17 protein-coding genes are annotated in these 20,070 nt (G+C 61.4%); 5 read left to right on the top strand and 12 right to left on the bottom strand.

The window, feature by feature from the left end:
- Positions 1–12 precede the first annotated feature (12 nt).
- On the top strand, positions 13–1,299 hold the full coding sequence (gene phoR, locus CQ002_RS01080; RefSeq protein ID WP_234010497.1) for a phosphate regulon sensor histidine kinase PhoR: 1,287 nt from the start codon (positions 13–15) through the stop codon (positions 1,297–1,299).
- A gap of 259 nt (positions 1,300–1,558) precedes the next feature.
- On the top strand, positions 1,559–2,899 hold the full coding sequence (locus tag CQ002_RS01075; RefSeq protein ID WP_034110347.1) for a hemolysin family protein: 1,341 nt from the start codon (positions 1,559–1,561) through the stop codon (positions 2,897–2,899).
- A gap of 183 nt (positions 2,900–3,082) precedes the next feature.
- On the opposite strand, the gene CQ002_RS01070 is transcribed toward CQ002_RS01075, so the two are convergent.
- The 7 genes from CQ002_RS01070 to CQ002_RS01040 all read right to left on the bottom strand — a co-directional run bounded on the left by CQ002_RS01070 (position 3,083) and on the right by CQ002_RS01040 (position 12,583).
- On the bottom strand, positions 3,083–3,991 hold the full coding sequence (locus CQ002_RS01070; protein WP_034110355.1) for a response regulator: 909 nt from the start codon (positions 3,989–3,991) through the stop codon (positions 3,083–3,085).
- A 168-nt stretch (positions 3,992–4,159) separates the two neighbouring features.
- Positions 4,160–4,921: a phosphate signaling complex protein PhoU gene (gene phoU / locus CQ002_RS01065; protein ID WP_025856390.1), complete on the bottom strand. Its 762-nt coding sequence runs from the start codon at positions 4,919–4,921 to the stop codon at positions 4,160–4,162.
- A gap of 111 nt (positions 4,922–5,032) precedes the next feature.
- Entirely contained in the window at positions 5,033–5,866 is an 834-nt protein-coding gene (gene pstB, locus CQ002_RS01060) for a phosphate ABC transporter ATP-binding protein PstB (protein WP_015886578.1), read from the bottom strand.
- A gap of 81 nt (positions 5,867–5,947) precedes the next feature.
- Positions 5,948–7,618, bottom strand: a complete 1,671-nt coding sequence (gene pstA / locus CQ002_RS01055; protein WP_034110365.1) for a phosphate ABC transporter permease PstA — start codon at positions 7,616–7,618, stop codon at positions 5,948–5,950.
- A gap of 15 nt (positions 7,619–7,633) precedes the next feature.
- On the bottom strand, positions 7,634–9,667 hold the full coding sequence (locus tag CQ002_RS01050) for an ABC transporter permease subunit (RefSeq protein WP_174555889.1): 2,034 nt from the start codon (positions 9,665–9,667) through the stop codon (positions 7,634–7,636).
- Positions 9,668–10,051: 384 nt separating this feature from the next.
- Entirely contained in the window at positions 10,052–11,038 is a 987-nt protein-coding gene (locus CQ002_RS01045; RefSeq protein ID WP_032884460.1) for a phosphate ABC transporter substrate-binding protein PstS, read from the bottom strand.
- A gap of 255 nt (positions 11,039–11,293) precedes the next feature.
- Entirely contained in the window at positions 11,294–12,583 is a 1,290-nt protein-coding gene (locus tag CQ002_RS01040) for an MFS transporter (protein WP_034110371.1), read from the bottom strand.
- A gap of 456 nt (positions 12,584–13,039) precedes the next feature.
- Here CQ002_RS01040 and CQ002_RS01035 point away from each other — a divergent pair, with 456 nt between their 5' ends.
- Together CQ002_RS01035 and CQ002_RS01030 are read left to right on the top strand one after the other, a co-directional pair.
- Complete coding sequence (locus tag CQ002_RS01035; RefSeq protein WP_003176975.1) at positions 13,040–13,444, top strand: acyl-CoA thioesterase; 405 nt, start codon at positions 13,040–13,042, stop codon at positions 13,442–13,444.
- Between the two features lie 58 nt (positions 13,445–13,502).
- Positions 13,503–14,402, top strand: coding sequence for a D-hexose-6-phosphate mutarotase (locus CQ002_RS01030; RefSeq protein WP_098467594.1), 900 nt, complete (start codon positions 13,503–13,505; stop codon positions 14,400–14,402).
- Positions 14,403–14,479: 77 nt separating this feature from the next.
- On the opposite strand, the gene CQ002_RS01025 is transcribed toward CQ002_RS01030, so the two are convergent.
- From CQ002_RS01025 to CQ002_RS01005, 5 genes are all read right to left on the bottom strand, one after another.
- Positions 14,480–15,016 carry a DUF3299 domain-containing protein gene (locus tag CQ002_RS01025; protein WP_034110375.1) on the bottom strand — a complete coding sequence of 179 codons (537 nt, stop codon included), beginning with the start codon at positions 15,014–15,016 and terminating at the stop codon, positions 14,480–14,482.
- A gap of 78 nt (positions 15,017–15,094) precedes the next feature.
- Complete coding sequence (locus CQ002_RS01020) at positions 15,095–15,340, bottom strand: GlsB/YeaQ/YmgE family stress response membrane protein (protein ID WP_015886585.1); 246 nt, start codon at positions 15,338–15,340, stop codon at positions 15,095–15,097.
- 106 nt (positions 15,341–15,446) lie between these two features.
- The gene (locus tag CQ002_RS01015) at positions 15,447–16,532 is read right to left on the bottom strand and encodes a 5-(carboxyamino)imidazole ribonucleotide synthase (protein ID WP_034110377.1); all 1,086 of its coding nucleotides are present in this window, start codon (positions 16,530–16,532) and stop codon (positions 15,447–15,449) included.
- Between the two features lie 11 nt (positions 16,533–16,543).
- Positions 16,544–17,035: a 5-(carboxyamino)imidazole ribonucleotide mutase gene (purE, locus tag CQ002_RS01010; RefSeq protein ID WP_003176980.1), complete on the bottom strand. Its 492-nt coding sequence runs from the start codon at positions 17,033–17,035 to the stop codon at positions 16,544–16,546.
- 331 nt (positions 17,036–17,366) lie between these two features.
- Positions 17,367–18,275 carry a LysR substrate-binding domain-containing protein gene (locus tag CQ002_RS01005; RefSeq protein ID WP_034110379.1) on the bottom strand — a complete coding sequence of 303 codons (909 nt, stop codon included), beginning with the start codon at positions 18,273–18,275 and terminating at the stop codon, positions 17,367–17,369.
- A 182-nt stretch (positions 18,276–18,457) separates the two neighbouring features.
- Here CQ002_RS01005 and aspA point away from each other — a divergent pair, with 182 nt between their 5' ends.
- On the top strand, positions 18,458–19,882 hold the full coding sequence (gene aspA, locus CQ002_RS01000) for an aspartate ammonia-lyase (RefSeq protein WP_010207594.1): 1,425 nt from the start codon (positions 18,458–18,460) through the stop codon (positions 19,880–19,882).
- Positions 19,883–20,070: the final 188 nt, after the last annotated feature.

The following is a 20,070-nucleotide window of genomic DNA, read 5'->3' as shown; positions in this document are numbered from 1 at the left end:
TTGATCCGCCACATGCTTTTGCTGATCACCGGCTGCCTGTTGGTGGGCCTGGTCAGTGGTTATTACGGCTGGAGCCTGGCAGCCGGCATTGCCTTGTACCTGGGCTGGACCCTCAAGCAACTGCTGCGCCTGCATGAATGGCTACGCCAGCACAAACCCGACGAAGCACCTCCCGACGGCTATGGCCTGTGGGGCGAGGTGTTCGACAGCATCTACCACCTGCAGCGCCGCGACCAGCGGGTGCGCGGGCGCCTGCAAGCCGTTATCGACCGGGTGCAGGAGTCTACCGCCGCGCTGAAGGATGCGGTGATCATGCTCGACAGCGACGGCAACCTGGAATGGTGGAACCGCGCCGCCGAGACCCTCCTGGGCCTCAAGACACCCCAGGACAGCGGCCAGCCGGTGACCAACCTGGTGCGCCACCCGCGCTTCAAGGAGTACTTCGAGCAGGAGAGCTACGAAGAAGCCCTGGAAATCCCCTCGCCCACCAATGACCGCGTACGCATCCAGCTGTACCTGACACGCTACGGCAACAACGAACACCTGATGCTGGTACGCGACGTCACCCGCATCCACCAGCTGGAACAGATGCGCAAAGACTTCGTCGCCAACGTCTCCCATGAGTTGCGCACACCGCTGACGGTGATCTGCGGCTACCTGGAGACGCTGCTGGACAATGTCGACGAGATCAACCCGCGCTGGAGCCGTGCCCTGCAGCAAATGCAGCAGCAAGGTTCACGCATGCAGACACTGCTCAACGACCTGCTGTTGCTGGCCAAGCTGGAGGCAACCGACTACCCCTCGGACAACCACCCAGTGGCGGTGCAGGGCCTGTTGCAGACCATCAAGAACGACGCCCTGGCCCTTTCCGGCCAACGTGAGCAGCAGATCACCCTGGAAGCCGACCCGACTGTCCTGCTCAAAGGCAGCGAAGGTGAGTTGCGCAGTGCGTTTTCCAACCTGGTGTTCAACGCCGTGAAGTACACCCAGGACAAAGGCAATATCCGCATTCGCTGGTGGGCCGACGCACAGGGCGCACACTTGAGCGTGCAGGACTCCGGCATCGGCATCGACGCCAAGCACCTGCCGCGCCTGACCGAGCGGTTCTACCGCGTCGACTCCAGCCGCAACTCCAACACCGGCGGCACCGGACTCGGCCTGGCGATCGTCAAGCACGTGCTGCTGCGCCACCGTGCGCGCCTGGAAATCAGCAGCGTGCTGGGCCATGGCAGTACGTTCACCTGCCATTTTCCGCCGACTCAGGTGACCCGTTCGCGGGGGGTTGGCAATGATGAATAAGCTCAAATGACAACGATCTACCGTGGGAACTGGCTCGCCTGCGATAGCGTCGGGACAGCCAATAGAAATACCGCCTGACACTCCGCTATCGCAGGTAAGCCAGCTCCCACACAGGTTCAGCGACACGCTTCTTCAAGTCCCGCCCGGCAGTGGGCACTAGGCAAGCGCCCGATCAGCCGCTACATTGGCCGACTTGCGCCTGCTTTTCAGGCCTACCTGCCACCTCTTATTGAACATACGGAACCTGCAAAACCCCATCATGGACCCTTCCCCTGGTATCACCTTCGCGACACTCTTCGCCGACTTCGGCATGATTCTTTTTGCACTGATCCTGGTACTGCTCAACGGTTTCTTCGTTGCGGCGGAATTTGCCATGGTCAAACTGCGCGCCACCCGTGTCGAGGCCATCGCCCACAAGAACGGCTGGCGCGGGCAGATCCTGCGCACCGTGCACAGCCAGCTCGACGCCTACCTGTCGGCCTGCCAGCTGGGCATCACCCTCGCCTCCCTGGGCCTGGGCTGGGTCGGTGAGCCGGCCTTTGCGCATATCCTCGAGCCGCTGCTGGGCGCCGTGGGTGTCGAGTCGCCGGAAGTGATCAAGGGCGTGTCGTTCTTTGCCGCCTTTTTCGTGATTTCCTACCTGCACATCGTGGTCGGTGAGCTGGCGCCCAAGTCATGGGCGATTCGCAAGCCCGAGCTGCTGTCGCTGTGGACGGCGGTCCCGCTGTACCTGTTCTACTGGGCCATGTACCCGGCGATCTACCTGCTCAACGCCAGCGCCAACGCCATCCTGCGCATCGCCGGGCAAGGCGAGCCTGGCCCGCACCATGAGCATCATTACAGCCGCGAAGAACTCAAGCTGATCCTGCACTCCAGCCGTGGCCAGGACCCCAGCGACCAAGGCATGCGTGTACTGGCTTCCGCCGTGGAAATGGGCGAGCTGGAAGTAGTGGACTGGGCCAACTCCCGGGAAGACCTGGTCACCCTGGACTTCAATGCCCCGCTCAAGGAAATCCTCGCGCTGTTCCGTCGTCACAAATTCAGCCGCTACCCGGTGTATGACGCGGTGCGCAATGAGTTCGTGGGCCTGTTGCACATCAAGGACCTGCTACTGGAACTGGCAGCCCTGGACCACATTCCCGAGTCGTTCAACCTGGCTGAGCTGACTCGCCCGCTGGAGCGTGTATCGCGGCACATGCCGCTGTCGCAATTGCTGGAGCAGTTCCGCAAGGGCGGCGCGCATTTCGCCCTGGTGGAGGAAGCCGACGGCAAGATCATCGGCTACCTCACCATGGAGGACGTGCTGGAAGTGCTGGTGGGTGATATCCAGGACGAACACCGCAAGGCCGAACGCGGCATCCTGGCCTATCAGCCGGGCAAGCTGCTGGTGCGTGGCGACACCCCGCTGTTCAAGGTGGAGCGCCTGCTGGGCGTGGACCTGGACCACATCGAAGCCGAAACCCTGGCCGGCCTGATCTACGACACCCTCAAGCGCGTGCCGGAAGAGGAAGAAGTGCTGGAAGTCGAAGGTTTGCGGATCATCATCAAGAAGATGAAAGGGCCGAAGATCGTATTGGCCAAGGTCCTGCTGCTGGATTGATCGTCAATTGCCCAATGCAACATTGGGCAATGCGCCGACCGGCGGGTTGATCTCATCCGGGATCGACATCACTGCGCAGAGGGTCATGGCGTGAGCCTGCCGGGATCATTGAACGGCAGGCTAGCAAGGGATCATGACAACGGTGGATGCCGCTCCCACGCTGGATAGATTTCGCCCTACAGATCAAGCACCCGGTACAAAATGCTTCTGCGCCGTACCCCGTGCGATCAGGCGGGAGATGTAATCGAGCTTCTGCGCGTCCTGGTCGATAAACCGGAAGGTCAGCTGCAACCAATCGCTGTCAGGCTTGGGTTCGAAGGCGACGATGGCATGCAGGTAGCCGTTGAGACGTGCCACTTCGGCGTTGTCACCTTGCTCCAGGTCGAGCACGGCGCTTTCCAGTACCTGAGGCAGGACTTCGCCGCGACGCACCACCAACAGCGCTTCCTTGATGCTCAGCGCCTTGATCACACACTGCTGGGTACCGCTGGACAGGCGCAGTTGGCCCTGGCCACGACCGCCGGCCGGCGCGGCCGTAGCGGGAGCTTGCACCGGTGGGCTGTTGAGCAAGCCTTTGCTAGGCGCTGGTGCGGCGGCAACCGGCGCTGCACGCACGGCTTCGGGCTTGCCGCCGGTCAGGGCACTGAGGGAGTCGTTGCCGAAAGCCGAGTTCATCTTGGTTGGCGCGCTGGCGATGAGGGCGTCGAGGCGGCCGATCTTGTGCAGGGCCTGCTTGACCTTGTTCAGCAACTGCTCGTTGGTGAACGGCTTGCTGACGTAGCCGGAAACACCGGCCTGGATCGCCTGGACCACGTTCTCCTTGTCGCCACGGCTGGTCACCATCACGAATGGCATGGCTTTGAGATGCGCCTGTTCGCGACACCAGGTCAACAGTTCCAGCCCGGACATCTCCGGCATTTCCCAGTCGCACAGCACCAGGTCGAACGTCTCGCGCATCAGGATGGCCTGGGCCTTTTTGCCGTTCACCGCATCTTCGATCTTGATGCCTGGGAAGTAGTTGCGCAGGCACTTCTTCACCAAGTCGCGGATAAACGAGGCGTCATCCACCACCAACACACTGACTTTACTCATCGACCCTATATCCTATAAAAACCGCGGCACGCAGAACGCCTGACTGATGGCATTTTGCCAAAACTCTGTAGTCACGGCGGGACTTTCTTTCGCCCGGCGTGTAATAAATTCAGCAACCACAAACAAAAACGCCCGGCCAAAGGCCGGGCGTTAATTTCTCGGGCAACCTTACTTATCGTCCGTTTCGCCCGGAACATTAGGGATTAGATCGGCCGAACCTTCAACTTCGGCCTTCATGCGCTTGAGGCCCATGTGCCGTACGTCGGTCCCGCGCACCAGGTAAATCACCAGTTCCGAGATATTGCGCGCGTGGTCGCCGATGCGCTCCAGCGAACGCAGTACCCAGATAATGCTCAAGACCCGCGAGATAGAGCGTGGGTCTTCCATCATGTAGGTCGCAAGCTCACGCAGCGCGGTTTTGTATTCGCGGTCGATGATCTTGTCGTACTGGGCCACCGACAGCGCAAGTTCAGCGTCGAAGCGCGCAAACGCGTCGAGAGCGTCGCGCACCATGTTGCGCACCTGGTCGCCAATGTGGCGCACTTCCACGTAACCACGCGGCGCTTCGCCTTCTTCGCACAACTGGATGGCGCGACGGGCGATTTTGGTCGCTTCGTCACCGATGCGCTCCAGGTCGATCACCGACTTGGAAATGCTGATGATCAGACGCAGGTCGGACGCTGCCGGCTGGCGACGGGCAAGAATGCGCAGGCATTCTTCGTCGATGTTGCGTTCCATCTGGTTGATCTGGTCGTCGATCTCGCGCACTTGCTGGGCCAGGCCCGAGTCAGCCTCGATCAGCGCGGTGACGGCGTCGTTGACTTGCTTCTCCACCAGCCCGCCCATTGCCAGGAGGTGGCTGCGCACTTCCTCCAGCTCGGCGTTGAACTGCGCGGAGATGTGATGGGTTAAGCCTTCCTTCGAAATCATGGTTTTGCTCCGCAAAAGCTGTAAGCCGCAAGCTACAAGCTGCAAGCTGATGTGTGTCGTTGATCAAACTGCTTTTACTTGCCGCTGGAAACGCGCGGCTTGCAGCAGGGGCTAGCCGTACCGGCCCGTAATGTAGTCTTCGGTCTGCTTCTTCGCCGGGTTGGTAAACAGGGTATCGGTGTCGCCGAATTCCACCAGCTTGCCCATGTACATGAACGCGGTGTAGTCGGAAACCCGCGCCGCCTGCTGCATGTTGTGGGTCACGATGACGATGGTGAACTTGGACTTGAGCTCGTAGATCAGCTCTTCGACTTTCAGCGTCGAGATCGGGTCGAGTGCCGAGCAGGGTTCATCGAGCAGCAGCACTTCCGGCTCCACGGCGATGGTCCGTGCGATCACCAGACGTTGCTGCTGGCCACCGGACAGGCCGAGGGCCGACTCGTGCAGGCGGTCCTTGACTTCATCCCACAGCGCCGCCCCCTTGAGGGCCCACTCGACGGCTTCGTCGAGGATGCGCTTCTTGTTGATACCCTGGATGCGCAGACCGTAGACCACGTTTTCGTAGATGGTCTTGGGGAACGGGTTGGGCTTCTGGAACACCATGCCCACTCGACGACGCAGCTCGGCCACGTCTTCGCCCTTGCGGTAGATGTTGGTGCCGTAGAGGTTGATGGCACCGTCTACGCGGCAGCCGTCCACCAGGTCGTTCATGCGGTTGAAGGTACGCAGCAGCGTCGACTTGCCGCAGCCCGACGGGCCGATAAAGGCGGTCACGCGCTGCTTGGGGATGTTCATGCTGACGTCGAACAGCGCCTGCTTTTCACCGTAGTACAGGCTCAGGCCAGGCACTTCGATGGCCACCGTTTCCTGGGCCAGGCTCAGGCTCTGCTTGTCGCGACCCAGGGCAGACATGTTGATGCCGTGGGAATGAGTGTCGTGTTGCATGGGATGCTCCCTGTGCTACCAATTCGTTGTGTTGAACCGCCTGTGGCGGCCTACTCAAATGCTGTGTCTGGCGCGGCCCGCTTAGCTGTCCAACGCTTTGTATTTTTCGCGCAGGTGGTTACGAATCCACACCGCCGACAAGTTGAGCGTGGCGATCACCAGCACCAGCAACAAGGCGGTGGCATACACCAGCGGCCGTGCGGCTTCGACGTTGGGGCTTTGGAAGCCGACGTCATAGATATGGAAGCCCAGGTGCATGATTTTCTGGTCCAGGTGCAGGTACGGGTAGTTGCCGTCCAGCGGCAGCGACGGTGCCAGTTTCACCACGCCTACCAGCATCAGCGGCGCCACTTCACCGGCCGCGCGGGCTACGGCGAGGATCATGCCGGTCATCATCGCCGGGCTGGCCATCGGCAGCACGATCTTCCACAGCGTTTCCGCCTTGGTCGCGCCGAGTGCCAGGGAGCCTTCACGCACGGTCCGAGGAATCCGCGCCAGGCCTTCTTCCGTGGCCACGATCACCACCGGCACCGCCAACAGCGCCAGGGTCAACGAGGCCCACAGCAGGCCCGGAGTACCGAAGGTCGGGGCCGGCAGGGCCTCGGCGAAGAACAGGCGGTCAACCGAGCCACCCAATACATAGACGAAGAAGCCCAGGCCGAACACGCCGTAGACGATGGCCGGTACGCCCGCCAGGTTGTTCACGGCGATGCGGATGATCCGCGTCAGGGTGTTCTGCTTGGCGTATTCACGCAGGTACACCGCCGCCAGCACGCCGAACGGGGTGACGATCATCGCCATGATCAGGGTCATCATCACGGTGCCGAAGATGGCCGGGAAGATCCCGCCTTCGGTGTTGGCTTCCCGTGGGTCATCACTGAGGAATTCCCAGACCTTGCTGAAGTAGAAACCGATCTTGGTCATCGTGCCCATGGCGTTAGGCTGGTAGGCGTGCACCACTTTGCCGATGCCGATTTCGACTTCCTTGCCGTTGCCGTCACGGGCGGTCAGGGAGTCGCGGTTGAACTGGGCATGCAGGTCGGCCAGGCGCGCCTCGATGTCCTGGTAGCGGGCATTCAGCTCGGCGCGGTCGGCGTCCATGTCGGCTTGGGCGGCGGCGTCGAGCTTGCCTTCCAGCTCCAGTTTGCGACCGTGCAGGCGGATGCGCTCCAGCCCGGCGTTGATCGCGCCGATGTCGGATTTTTCCAGGGTCTTGAGCTGGGCGGCGAGCTTGTTGACGCGATCGACGCGTGCCTGCAGCTCCGGCCACGCGGCGTCGCCTTCAGCGATGACCTTGCCATCCTGCTTGACGTTGACCAGGGTGCCGTAGAAGTTGCCCCACTCACGACGCTCGATGGTCATCAGGTTCGCGGGCGTGGTCTGGTCCTTGAGCCACTCGCCGACGATCCAGGTGAAGTCGTTGCCGTTCAAGTCGCGGTTGCCAACCTTGATCAGCTCGCGGGTCATGAACTCCGGGCCCGCATCGGGCACCGGCAGGCCAGCGCTTTTCAGGCGCTCGCGAGGTACTTCTTCTTTCTGCACCACTTCGCCGATGACGATGTGGTTTTCCTGGCCCGGTACGTTGTAGTTGGCCTGGATCAGGTCAGCTGGCCAGAAGTGGCCCAAGCCACGCACTGCAATCACGGCCAGCAAGCCAATGGTCATGATGACCGCGATGGACACCGCGCCACCGCTGATCCAGACACCAGGGGCGCCGCTCTTGAACCATCCATTCAGGGAGTTCTGTTTCACAGACTTCTACCTTTCTTAAAGCGACGAGTATTTCTTGCGCAGACGCTGACGGATCAGCTCGGCGAGGGTGTTCATGATGAAGGTAAACAACAGCAGCACCAGCGCCGAGAGGAACAGCACGCGGTAGTGACTGCCGCCCACTTCCGACTCGGGCATTTCCACCGCGACGTTGGCGGCGAGCGTGCGCAGGCCTTCGAACAGGTTCATCTCCATCACCGGGGTATTACCGGTGGCCATCAACACGATCATGGTCTCGCCGACAGCACGGCCCATGCCGATCATCAACGCCGAGAAGATGCCCGGGCTGGCGGTGAGAATGACCACGCGGGTCATGGTCTGCCACGGCGTGGCACCCAGCGCCAGGGAGCCCAGGGTCAGGCCGCGCGGTACGCTGAACACGGCGTCTTCGGCGATGGAGTAGATGTTCGGGATCACCGCGAACCCCATGGCCAGGCCGACGACCAGGGCGTTGCGCTGGTCGTAGGTGATGCCCAGGTCGTGGGAGATCCACATGCGCATGTCGCCGCCGAAGAACCAGGTTTCCAGGTACGGGCTCATGTACAGCGAGAGCCAGCCCACAAACAGAATCACCGGGATCAGGATCGCGCTTTCCCAGCCATCGGGAACCCGCAGGCGGATGGACTCAGGCAGGCGACTGAAGATGAAGCCAGCCACCAGGATGCCAATCGGCAACAGCATCAACAGACTGAAAATGCCCGGTAGATGCCCTTCCACATACGGCGCCAGGAACAGGCCGGCGAAGAAGCCGAGGATCACCGTCGGCATGGCTTCCATCAATTCGATCACCGGCTTGACCTTGCGGCGCAGGCTCGGGGCCATGAAGTAGGCGGTGTAGATCGCTGCGGCAACGGCCAGTGGCGCGGCCAGCAGCATGGCGTAGAACGCGGCCTTCAAGGTGCCGAAGGTCAGCGGGGCCAGGCTCATCTTGGGTTCGAAGTCGGTATTGGCGGCGGTCGATTGCCAGACGTACTTGGGCTCGTCGTAGTTTTCGTACCAGACCTTGCTCCACAACGCACTCCAGGACACTTCCGGGTGCGGGTTGTCGAGCATCAACGGTTGCAGCTTGCCGCCGGCTTCGACGATCACACGGTTAGCCCGTGGCGACATGCCGTACACGCCCTGGCCGTCGACCACCGGGTCCACCAGCAGGGTGCGGTGGGCGGTGCTGTGGAACACGCCGAATTTGCCGGAAGCGTCGAGGGCGGTGAAGCCTTTGCGGCGCTCTTCGGCGGAGATCTCCACGATAGGCGTGGTGCCCATCTGGAAGGTGCGGATCTGCTTGAAGCGCTGCTCGCCATCCGGGTCGCGGGCCATGAACCATTGGGCCAGGCCGCCCTTGGAGTTACCGATGATCAGCGAGATACCGCCCACCAGCTGCGTGCTGGCGGTGACCTCGGCATTGCCGTCTTCCAGCAGTTTGTAGCGACCATTGAGACTCTTGTCGCGCAGGCTGAACACATCGGCAAGGGCACGGCCGTTGATCACATACAACCATTGCTGGCGTGGGTCGATGAAAATCGCCTTCACTGGCTCGGTCATCTGCGGCAGCTCGATACGCTTCTGCTCGCTGGTGACTTCGCCGGTCATCATGTTTTCTTCGCGGCTCAGGGACAGCACGTTCAAGTACGAACCGGCGGAACCTGCAATGACCAGGGAAGAATCCGTGGCGTTGAGGGCCACATGCTCCAGTGGCCGACCGGCGTCGTCCAGCACGATCGGCGTTTCGCCGTAAGGGTATTCGATCGCGGGAGTAATGGTTTTCTTGCCGTCCGGGTAGGACACCTTATAGGTGTGGCGGAATACCAGGGTCTGGCCATTGGACAGACCGAGGATCACCAGCGGGCTACCGGGCTGGTCTTCACCGATCGAGACAACGCGGGTGCCCGCTGGCAGTGGCAGGTCTACACGCTTGAGTTCAGCACCGGTCTCGACGTTAAAGAACAGCGCCTGGCCCTTGTCGGAAACCCGCATGGCCACTTGGTTCTGTTCTTCGAGGGAGATCATCAGCGGCTTGCCGGCGTCCTGGATCCAGGCCGGGGTCAGGGCGTCTTCCTTGGTCAATGAAGCGCCCTGGAACAGCGGCGCGACCACATAAGCCAGGAAGAAGAAGATCAGGGTGATGGCGCCAAGGACGGCGAGACCGCCGACCAGCACGTACCAACGGGTCAGGCGATCCTTGAGCGCGCGAATGCGGCGCTTGCGTTGCAGCTCAGGCGTATTGAAATCAATGCGCTTGGGGGGAGAAGTCGTCGTCATGGTGGAATTGGCCAGATCATTCATGCGCACACCCTAGCGATCCTGTATGACAGAAAGATGACAGTGCAGTGACGCAACAAATCCGCCGCGAAGCAAAGCTGGCAGCGGACTAGAAAATTCGGATGCGGGACCGGTAGGCCGGCCCCGCAGAGGCAATCAGTTGCCTTCTTTCAGACCCAGGTCAGCCAGGGCCTTGGCGGCGACTTTGGCTGGCAGGGGGATGTAGCCGTCTTTCACCACAACTTCCTGGCCCTGTTTGGACAGAACCAGTTTCACGAACTCGGCTTCCAGCGGGGCCAGAGGCTTGTTCGGGGCTTTGTTGACGTACACGTAGAGGAAGCGCGACAGCGGGTACTTGCCGTTCAGGGCGTTTTCTTCGGTGTCTTCGATGAAGTCAGTGCTGCCTTTCTTGGCCAGGGCCACAGTCTTCACGCTGGCGGTCTTGTAGCCGATGCCCGAGTAACCGATGCCGTTCAGCGAGGAGCTGATCGACTGCACGACCGAAGCCGAGCCAGGTTGTTCGTTCACGTTTGGCTTGTAGTCGCCTTTGCACAGGGCTTCTTCCTTGAAGTAGCCGTAAGTGCCGGATACCGAGTTACGACCGAACAGTTGCACCGGCTTGTTGGCCAGGTCGCCAGTCACACCCAGGTCACCCCAGGTTTTCACGTCAGCTTTGCCACCGCACAAACGTGTCGAGGAGAAGATCGCGTCGACTTGTTCCATGGTCAGGTGCTGGATCGGGTTGTCCTTGTGCACGAACACAGCCAGGGCATCCACGGCGACCGGGATAGCGGTTGGCTTGTAGCCGTACTTCTGCTCGAAGGCCGCCAGTTCGGTGTCCTTCATCTTGCGGCTCATCGGGCCCAGGTTGGAGGTGCCTTCAGTCAGCGCGGGTGGCGCGGTAGCGGAGCCGGCAGCTTGAATCTGGATGTTGACGTTCGGGTATTCCTTTTTGTAACCCTCAGCCCACAGGGTCATCAGGTTAGCCAGGGTATCGGAACCGACGCTGGACAAGTTGCCCGACACACCAGTGGTCTTAACGTAAGCCGGAATTGCCGGGTCAACACCAGCGGCCACCGCGTTGGCGGTCGCAACGCCAGCAGCGACAAAAGTCATTGCCGCCATCAAACGTTTCAGTTTCATGCCTTGCTCCTAGCAGATAGGGATAGTTGGATCGGGGCCAAGTATCGGGAGGCCGTGTGAACACTCTATGTCTGCAATGTGACAGTTAGATGAAAGGCCACTATTGGGAGCGAAGGCGTATGAGGAGCGAAACAGTGAATACGCAGAAGGGGCGAGGTAGCTTGCTTGCGCCGGGCCGCTAAACGGCCCCAAAAAAGGGACTGCCGCGCAGTCCAACGCGAGCAAGCTCAATCGCCACCGGGGATCGGGCGGGTTTCAGCGTCCGCGCTTCCACAGATAGCCACCCACCAACAGGCCCATCACACACAGGGCAGCCACGTAGTAAGACGGCCCCATCGGGCTTTCCTTCATCAGCAGCGACACCGCCAACGGCGTCAGTCCCCCGAATATGGCGTAGGCCACGTTATAGGAGAACGACAACCCGCTGAAACGCACCACCGGTGGGAAAGCCTTGACCATGACGTAAGGCACTACGCCGATGGTGCCGACGAACAGACCGGTCAACGTGTACAGCGGGAACAGCCAGTCCGGATGAGCGATCAGGCTGTGATACAGCGTCCAGGAGGTTGCCAGCAACAGCGTGCAACCAACGATCAGCACGCGGCCGGCACCGAAGCGGTCCGCCAGGGCGCCCGAGGCAATGCAGCCCAGGCTCAAGGCGACGATGGCCAGGCTGTTGGCCTGCAGCGCGACGGTCGCGCTGAAGTGATAAACCGTCTGCAGCACGGTCGGGGTCATCAGGATGACGACGACGATACCCGCCGACAGCAGCCAGGTCAGCAGCATCGACAGCACGATGGCGCCCCGGTGATCACGCAATACCGCGCGCAACGGCAGCTCGGCGGCCAGTGTCTTGCGTTGCTGCATCTCGGCGAAAATCGGCGTTTCATGCAGCCAGCGGCGCAGGTAGACCGACAGCAGGCCGAACACGCCACCGAGCAGGAACGGGATACGCCAGGCGTAATCCGAGACCTGCTCCGGGCTGTAAATCGTATTGATCGCGGTGGCCACCAGCGAGCCCAGCAGGATCCCGGCGGTCAGGCCGCTGGTCAGGGTGCCGCAGGCATAGCCGATATGGCGGGGCGGTACGTGCTCGGAGACGAACACCCAGGCGCCAGGTACTTCGCCGCCAATGGCCGCGCCCTGGATGATGCGCATCAGCAGCAACAGGACCGGCGCCCACAGGCCGATCTGCGCGTAGGTCGGCAGCAGGCCCATGATCAGGGTCGGCACGGCCATCATGAAGATGCTGAGGGTGAACATCTTCTTGCGGCCCAGCAGGTCACCGAAGTGCGCCATGATGATGCCGCCCAGGGGGCGGGCGAGGTAACCGGCGGCGAAGATGCCGAAGGTCTGCATCATGCGCAGCCATTCGGGCATGTCCACGGGGAAGAAGAGTTTTCCGACCACGGTGGCGAAAAACACGAAAATGATGAAGTCATAAAACTCCAGCGCCCCGCCCAAGGCAGACAGCGACAGGGTTTTGTAGTCGTTGCGGGTCAGCGGGCGCGACGGTTGCGCACTGCTTGCGGGCACGGAGGACATGGCAAGGCTTCTCTTATAGTAATCAGGAGGGCAAGCGGGACTTGCGGCAGGTTTGGCAAGATAGCAAATCGCTAGAAAAAGCACAGCGTTGAGCGAATAACAGTTCAAAGCGATGAAATATTCCCCATTCCTGCTCTTTAACGGCGCCCAGAAGCACAGTTACCGGAAAAAGCCGCGATACAGCCGCTAATTGCCGACCAAATGAGCGCCCAGAGGTCGTCGTGGCGCCAGGGTCTCGATATACTCGGCCCCTGCGAGCGCAAGACCCCCAGTCTTGAGGGGCTGCTGTGCCAAAACGTCGTTGGGCGCCATCCAGCCGATTTGGCAGAGTTTCCCTTTAGTACGCCTTACGAGAAATGCATCACGCGGTGTATGTTGGTGCTGAAACGTTTTTTTCGAAGACGGCTATCCACTTGAAATACCCATGAAGCGTTACGGGTCAGAGGCACCCTCGGCATGATCGAACTCGAACAAGAAGATCCTATCCCGCAAGGCGATCTCGCCCTGCAAATCACCGCACTCCCGCGTGAAACCAACGGTTTCGGCGACATCTTCGGCGGCTGGCTGGTCGCGCAGATGGACCTGGCTGGCACCGCAATGGCCAGTAAAGTTGCAGGCGGTCGAGTGGCCACTGTCGCCATTGATCGCATGGCGTTCCTGGTGCCGGTCGCCGTGGGCGCGCAACTGTCCTTCTATACCCAGGCCCTGGAGATCGGCCGTAGCTCGATCCAGATGATGGTCGAGGTGTGGAGCGATGACCCGCTGTCCAGCGAATGGCGCAAGGTTACCGAGGCGGTATTCGTGTTCGTCGCCATCGATGGCAGCGGTCGTACGCGTTCGGTTCCGTCGCGCGCGCGTTAAACCTCACCGGGTTTTAACGGTCAATTGCCCCATTGCCTGCCATTGAGAGTGCTTTGTTATGCCGACGCCCCACGTTGAAACCGTGAAAATCGACGAGCTGGATTGCTGGCGCATCCGCCACAACGGCGCCGAGCTGATGGTGGCCCAACAGGGCGCGCATATCTTCAGTTACCAGCGCGCCGGCGAGCAGCCGCTGATCTGGCCGAATCCTCAAGCGGTGTTCAAACAGGGCAAGGGCATTCGTACCGGCGTACCGGTGTGCTGGCCGTGGTTTGGCGTATTCGACCGCAACCCGCAGAGCGTGAAGGCGATGCGCCAGAGCGAGCAACCAGCCGGCGCCCACGGTTTTGTGCGTACCGCGCTGTGGGAATTGGCCGCGAGCGAGTGTGAAGGCGACGCGTTGCGCGTGGACCTGGTGCTGCCGGTGCCGGCAGGCGGCTTTCCGGGCTGGCCCCATCAGGTCGACCTGAAGCTGAGCGTGTTGCTGGACGACCAGTTGCATATCCACCTGACCAGCCACAACCGTGGCACTGACACCGTGACCCTCAGCCAGGCGCTGCACACCTACTTTGCCGTGAGCGATGTGCGCAAGGTGCAGGTCGAGGGCCTGGACGGGCTGGCTTATATCGATACCGCCGACGGCTGGGCCGTGAAGAATCAGTCCGGCCTGCTGCACTTCACCGCCGAGACCGATCGCATCTACCTCGACACACCGCCCCAACTGGCTATCGTCGACAACGACTGGCAGCGTCGCATCCAGCTCACTGCCGAGGGCTCGACGTCGACAGTGATCTGGAACCCCTGGACTGAACGCGCGAAGGCGTTCGACGACATGGCTGACGATGGTTGGACCGGCATGCTGTGCATCGAAACGGCGAACGTGCTGGACGATGTGGTGAGCCTGGCGCCCGGTGAACGTCACACCTTGGGCGTGAGCATCACCGGTATCGCCCTGTAGAAACGCCGATCAAAATGTGAGACCTGGCTTGCCTGCGTCGCAGGCAAGCCAGCGCCCACAGGGGTAAGTGTTGGGCCTTAGAGATCTGACTCCTTCACCACCCGCACTTTCCCCGCATCCAGCGCATAAGCGGCGTCCGCCAGATCATTATTCACTTTCTCCACCTTCAACGTGCCCGTCACCCACAGCGGTGTGTAGATGTCATCCAGCTTCAGCCCCTTGGGATAGCGCACCAGCACCAACTGGTTAGGCGGCGGAGGCGGCACGTGGATGCAGGCGCCTGGGTACGGCACCAGGAAAAACAACGTGCTGCGGCCCTTGCCGTCGGTTTCCAGCGGCACCGGATAGCCGCCGATGCGGATGTCCTTGCCATTCATGGCAGCCACGGTCTTGGTCGAATACATCACCGCCGGCAAGCCCTTGCTCTGCTTCAGGCCACCCTTGTCGGTGAACGTACCTTGGGCTTCGGGGGAGTTGTGGTCGATCTCGGGCATGGCTTCGAGGGCTTTTTGATCCGACAACGGCATCAGGTCAAGCCAGTCGGTTTCCGGCAGTTCGCCGGCATGGGCCAGGCCAGAGCCCAGCAATAAGAGCGTAAACAGAAGACGGCGCATGGAGGGGCTCGACAAGGTTAACAGTGTCGGCATTCTAGCCCCCTGCGCCTGCGCAGCGCAGAGGGCCGTGACGCTAAATCATTTTTTTCGCAGCAGACCGTAGATCACCAACAGCACGATGGCGCCGATCAGCGCGCCGAGGAAGCCTGCGCCTTGACCTGCCTGGTAGATGCCCAGGGCCTGACCACCGTAGGTGGCCACCAGGGAACCTGCGATACCCAGCAGGATGGTCATGATCCAGCCCATGCTGTCGTCGCCGGGCTTGAGGAAACGCGCGAGCAGACCGACGATCAAGCCGATAAAGATGGTTCCGATGATACCCATGGCATTTCCCTCTGATTGAATGTGAGTCATGGCAAAGCCTAGTCAGGCTTTGCCATCCTGCAATCAGAGAGACGGCGGCAACCAATGGTTCCCGCCGATCCGAGGCTTATTGCTCGGCGATCAGCGCCTCGACCTTGAGGATCTGCGCCTCGAGGGTCGCACGATCCTTGCAACGCAGGTTGGCGTGGCCGACTTTGCGCCCGGCCTTGAAGGCCTTGCCGTAGTGATGCAGATGGCAATCGTCGATGGCGATGACCTTTTCCACAGGCGGTACAACACCGATGAAATTGAGCATGGCGCTCTCACCGACCTTCGCGGTGGAGCCCAGCGGCAAGCCCGCAACCGCCCGCAGGTGGTTCTCGAACTGGCTGCACTCGGCGCCTTCGGTGGTCCAGTGCCCGGAGTTGTGCACGCGCGGGGCGATTTCGTTGGCCTTGAGGCCACCGTCGACTTCAAAGAACTCGAACGCCATCACGCCGACGTAGTCCAGTTGCTTGAGCACACGGCTGGAATAGTCTTCGGCCAGGGCTTGCAGCGGGTGGTCGGTGCTGGCCACGGACAGCTTGAGGATGCCGCTGTCGTGGGTGTTGTGCACCAACGGGTAGAAGCGGGTTTCGCCATCACGGGCACGCACGGCAATCAGCGAGACCTCGCCGGTGAACGGCACGAAGCCTTCCAGCAGGCAAGCGACACTGCCCAGCTCAGCGAAGGTGCCGACCACGTCGGCTTCGGTGCGCAGGACTTTCTGGCCCTTGCCGTCGTAACCCAGGGTGCGGGTTTTCAGCACGGCCGGCAGGCCGATGCTGGCGACGGCAGCGTCCAGGTCTGCCTGGGACTGGATATCGGCGAAGGCCGGGGTCGGTATGCCCAGGTCCTTGAACATGCTCTTCTCGAACCAGCGGTCGCGGGCAATGCGCAGGGCTTCGGCACTCGGGTACACCGGCACGAACTGCGACAGGAACGCCACGGTCTCGGCCGGGACGCTTTCGAACTCGAAGGTCACCAGGTCGACTTCATCGGCCAGCTGGCGCAGGTGGTCCGGATCGCTGTAGTCAGCGCGCAGATGTTCACCCAGGGCGGCCGCACAGGCGTCCGGCGCCGGGTCCAGGAAAGCGAAGTTCATCCCCAGCGGGGTGCCCGCCAGGGCCAGCATGCGACCCAATTGGCCGCCACCGATTACACCGATTTTCATCGTCAACAACCTCAGGCAATGCGTGGGTCTGGATTGTCCAGCACGCTGTCTGTCTGCTCAGCACGGAATTTTTTCAGCACCGCATGGAACTGCGGATGCTTGGCGCCCAGGATGCTGGCGGACAACAACGCGGCATTGATCGCGCCGGCCTTGCCGATCGCCAGGGTTGCCACCGGGATACCGGCGGGCATCTGCACGATGGACAACAGCGAATCCACGCCCGAGAGCATTGCCGACTGCACTGGCACACCGAGCACCGGCAGGTGGGTCTTGGCCGCACACATGCCTGGCAGGTGCGCTGCACCGCCTGCACCGGCAATGATCACCTCGATGCCACGGGATTCTGCTTCATCGGCATACTGGAACAGCAAATCCGGAGTGCGGTGGGCGGAGACCACTTTCACTTCGTAGGGAATGCCGAGTTTTTCCAGCATATCGGCGGTGTGGCTAAGGGTGGACCAATCGGACTTGGAGCCCATGATCACGCCAACCAATGCACTCATCGTCGTGCCTCTTCTCTCTGGGCGCCCACAGGCGCGTCAAAAAACAACAAGCCACGCGGGAAATCCGGCGTGGCTTGTTGTACGAATTAAGGCCGGTTGGACCGGCCGAAGGCCGCGCAGTATACCGTAATAATCAAGATAAACAGCCCCTTGGATGACCATCTGTCTAGCGGCGCAAACCAGCGGTTTTATTGACTTTCAGGTCAGCGAAAACACCACAAAACCCTGTGGGAGCTGGCTTGCCTGCGATGGCGGAGGGTCAGTGCCTGAAATGTCGACTGATACACCGCTATCGCAGGCAAGCCAGCTCCCACATTTGATCTGTGTTGGCTCAGGTATGCTGCGCTGCCCCACCTTCCAACTTGCGCCACAACAACCGCACATTCGCCTTGCGCACCAGTGCACAGCGATACAGGCGGATCTCCAGCGGCACATGCCATTGCGGCCCGCCGCACACCACCAGTTCGCCACGGGCCAACTCCGCCCGCACGCTCAACTGCGGCACCCAGGCAATCCCCAAGCCTTCAAGGGCCATGCTCTTGAGACTGTCCGCCATGGCCGTTTCGTACACGGTGGTAAAGCGCAGTGCGCGTTGGCGCAGCAGCAGGTGCACCGAACGCCCGAGGAACGCGCCAGCACTATAGGCCAGCAGCGGCACACTGCCCTCGCCTTCCAGGTCGAATAGCGGCTTGCCGTCGGCATCGGCGGCGCACACCGGGAGCATTTCGGTGTTACCGAGGTGCAGCGACGGGAAGATTTCGGCGTCCATCTGCATCGCGGCGTCCGGGTCGTAGAATGCCAACATCAGGTCACAACCGCCTTCGCGCAGCGCGTGCACGGCGTCACCGACGTTGGTGGCCACCAGCCGCGTGGCGATGTTCAGGCCTTCGTTGCGCAGTTGTGCGATCCAGCGCGGGAAGAAGCCCAGGGCCAGCGAGTGGGCGGCCGCCACTTGCATGACTTCGCCCTGCCCGCCTTCCAGGTGATGCAAATGGCGCAGGACTTCGCCCAACTGCTCAACGACCGTACGCGCAGTCACCAGGAACAACTGCCCCGCCGCCGTCAGCTCGACCGGCGTGCGCGAGCGGTTGACCAGGGTCAGGCCCAGTGCGGCTTCCAGGCTGCGGATACGTCGGCTGAACGCGGGCTGGGTGACAAAGCGCCGCTCTGCCGCCTGGGAAAAGCTGCGGGTTGCCGCCAAGGCACTGAAGTCTTCCAGCCATTTGCTCTCAAGGTTCATCACTTCCTCCCACGGGTACGCACCATTTTGGCACACACGCCCGCCATGATAACCGGGTCACACCGACATTATGCCGTTTGTGCATAGGCCAGTGTTTAACAGCATTGGCCCAAAAAGCTCTACAAGCCTAGCATTCGCAGCGTTCCGGCCAGTTCCGGGTCCATATCGAGATGATTTCCGTCATGTCCTCCGCTGCATCTTTCCGCACAGAAAAAGACCTGCTTGGCGTACTCGAAGTACCTGCCCAAGCGTATTACGGCATCCAGACCCTGCGAGCGGTGAATAACTTCCGCCTCTCGGGCGTTCCGATTTCGCATTACCCCAAATTGGTGGTCGGCCTGGCAATGGTCAAGCAAGCGGCGGCTGATGCCAACCGCGAGCTGGGTCAACTCAGCGAAGCCAAGCACGCGGCTATCAGCGAAGCCTGTGCCCGTCTGATCCGCGGCGACTTCCACGAAGAGTTCGTGGTGGACATGATTCAAGGCGGCGCTGGCACTTCTACCAACATGAATGCCAACGAAGTCATCGCCAATATCGCGTTGGAGGCCATGGGCCACAACAAGGGCGAATACCAGTACCTGCACCCTAACAACGACGTGAACATGGCGCAGTCGACCAACGACGCCTACCCCACCGCGATCCGCCTGGGTCTGCTGCTGGGCCATGACGCGCTGCTGGCCAGCCTCGACAGCCTGATCCAGGCGTTCGCCGCCAAGGGCGAAGAGTTCAGCCACGTGCTGAAAATGGGCCGCACCCAACTGCAAGACGCCGTGCCGATGACCCTCGGCCAGGAATTCCGCGCCTTCGCCACCACCCTCGGTGAAGACCTGGCCCGCCTGAAAACCCTGGCGCCAGAGCTGCTGACCGAAGTCAACCTGGGCGGCACCGCCATCGGTACCGGCATTAACGCCGACCCGCGCTACCAGGCCCTGGCCGTACAGCGCCTGGCTGTAATCAGCGGCCAGCCGGTTGTCCCAGCCGCCGACCTGATCGAAGCCACCTCCGACATGGGCGCCTTCGTGCTGTTCTCCGGCATGCTCAAGCGCACCGCGGTGAAGCTGTCGAAGATCTGCAACGACCTGCGCCTGCTGTCCAGCGGCCCGCGCACCGGCATCAACGAGATCAACCTGCCGGCCCGCCAGCCAGGCAGCTCGATCATGCCCGGCAAGGTCAACCCAGTCATCCCGGAAGCCGTGAACCAGGTTGCGTTCCAGGTGATCGGTAACGACCTGGCGCTGACCATGGCGGCCGAAGGCGGCCAGCTGCAGCTGAACGTGATGGAGCCGCTGATCGCTTTCAAGATCTTCGACTCGATCCGCCTGCTGCAACGTGCCATGGACATGCTGCGCGAGCACTGCATCGTCGGCATCACCGCCAACGAAGCGCGCTGCCGCGAACTGGTGGAGCATTCCATCGGCCTGGTGACCGCGCTGAACCCTTACATCGGCTATGAAAACGCCACCCGCATCGCGCGCATCGCTCTTGAAAGCGGCCGCGGCGTGCTGGAACTGGTGCGCGAAGAAGGCTTGCTCGACGACGCCATGCTCGACGACATCCTGCGCCCCGAAAACATGATTGCCCCACGTTTGGTCCCGTTGAAGGCCTAAGCGTTTGTTGCACCGCTCACCAGGTTGAGGGACTAGACACCTCTCACCTTTTGAGGGCCTGAAGGCTCGTTCTTCAGGCCCTTTTTTTTGCCTCAAGGTTGTGAAATGACGCCCATAAAAAATCCAATATCGCCCTGCAAACCCTCCTTGCCCGCCGCCGCCTGGCTGAAACCTTTAATCAGACCGTG

It is taken from the genome of Pseudomonas sp. MYb13 (assembly GCF_002980075.1).
GTDB classification, from domain to species: Bacteria; Pseudomonadota; Gammaproteobacteria; order Pseudomonadales; family Pseudomonadaceae; genus Aquipseudomonas; species Aquipseudomonas lurida.
The sequence above is the reverse complement of the archived record's forward strand: the minus strand, read 5'-3'. Positions and strand labels throughout refer to the sequence as shown.

Coding starts and splice junctions, on each gene's coding strand:
- aspA (WP_010207594.1), top strand. CDS start 18,458: ATGTCCTCCGCTGCATCTTTCCGCACAGAAAAAGACCTGCTTGGCGTA.
- pstB (WP_015886578.1), bottom strand. CDS start 5,866: ATGCAACACGACACTCATTCCCACGGCATCAACATGTCTGCCCTGGGT.
- CQ002_RS01015 (WP_034110377.1), bottom strand. CDS start 16,532: ATGAAAATCGGTGTAATCGGTGGCGGCCAATTGGGTCGCATGCTGGCC.
- phoU (WP_025856390.1), bottom strand. CDS start 4,921: ATGATTTCGAAGGAAGGCTTAACCCATCACATCTCCGCGCAGTTCAAC.
- CQ002_RS01070 (WP_034110355.1), bottom strand. CDS start 3,991: ATGAGTAAAGTCAGTGTGTTGGTGGTGGATGACGCCTCGTTTATCCGC.
- phoR (WP_234010497.1), top strand. CDS start 13: ATGCTTTTGCTGATCACCGGCTGCCTGTTGGTGGGCCTGGTCAGTGGT.
- CQ002_RS01005 (WP_034110379.1), bottom strand. CDS start 18,275: ATGAACCTTGAGAGCAAATGGCTGGAAGACTTCAGTGCCTTGGCGGCA.
- CQ002_RS01020 (WP_015886585.1), bottom strand. CDS start 15,340: ATGGGTATCATCGGAACCATCTTTATCGGCTTGATCGTCGGTCTGCTC.
- CQ002_RS01030 (WP_098467594.1), top strand. CDS start 13,503: ATGCCGACGCCCCACGTTGAAACCGTGAAAATCGACGAGCTGGATTGC.
- CQ002_RS01025 (WP_034110375.1), bottom strand. CDS start 15,016: ATGCGCCGTCTTCTGTTTACGCTCTTATTGCTGGGCTCTGGCCTGGCC.
- CQ002_RS01075 (WP_034110347.1), top strand. CDS start 1,559: ATGGACCCTTCCCCTGGTATCACCTTCGCGACACTCTTCGCCGACTTC.
- CQ002_RS01045 (WP_032884460.1), bottom strand. CDS start 11,038: ATGAAACTGAAACGTTTGATGGCGGCAATGACTTTTGTCGCTGCTGGC.
- CQ002_RS01035 (WP_003176975.1), top strand. CDS start 13,040: ATGATCGAACTCGAACAAGAAGATCCTATCCCGCAAGGCGATCTCGCC.
- CQ002_RS01040 (WP_034110371.1), bottom strand. CDS start 12,583: ATGTCCTCCGTGCCCGCAAGCAGTGCGCAACCGTCGCGCCCGCTGACC.
- purE (WP_003176980.1), bottom strand. CDS start 17,035: ATGAGTGCATTGGTTGGCGTGATCATGGGCTCCAAGTCCGATTGGTCC.